At 54.8% G+C, this 425-nt stretch carries 1 protein-coding gene; it reads left to right on the top strand.

Annotated features, from left to right (window positions below; translation table 11 throughout):
* A partial coding sequence (locus AC30CM_RS27165) for a hypothetical protein (protein ID WP_490120001.1) occupies positions 1-425 on the top strand: 425 nt, incomplete at both ends.

The raw sequence follows: 425 nt of genomic DNA, 5'->3' as shown, positions 1-425 counted from the left end.
TGGCTGTTGGCTTCACCGGAGATACCGCGCACACCGGCACCGATATCGCCGACCCTCGACAAGGTCATCGATGCAGTGAAGGCCGCTCACCCTGGGCGAAACAACTTTATTTTCAAAGCGAGAATGACCGAAAGAAGCATGTCGTTGTCCGACGACTCAGCAGAGGATTTTCTGCCTGACTTATCCCCTGACGACGCCAACGATTCCTGGCAGGACAGCCCATCGCAGCACGTAATGGCACAGGCTGACATCTTCACAGTCCTACGCCAGTTATGGGAGCAAGAGCGCCACCCCGAACACGGTACTTGGATGTTCTTCAAGATGACGATGGCTGACGGTCATATAGACATCGAGCGCGTGTACGACCACTGGCCGTCATGGTTCTCTGTAGAAGAACTAACGACAGTCAGCCAGCGACACGAACT

This window comes from Mycobacterium sp. DHQP2018-32-09 (genome assembly GCF_058148405.1).
Note: the sequence above shows the minus strand (reverse complement) of the source record. Positions and strands in the feature narration are given on the sequence as shown.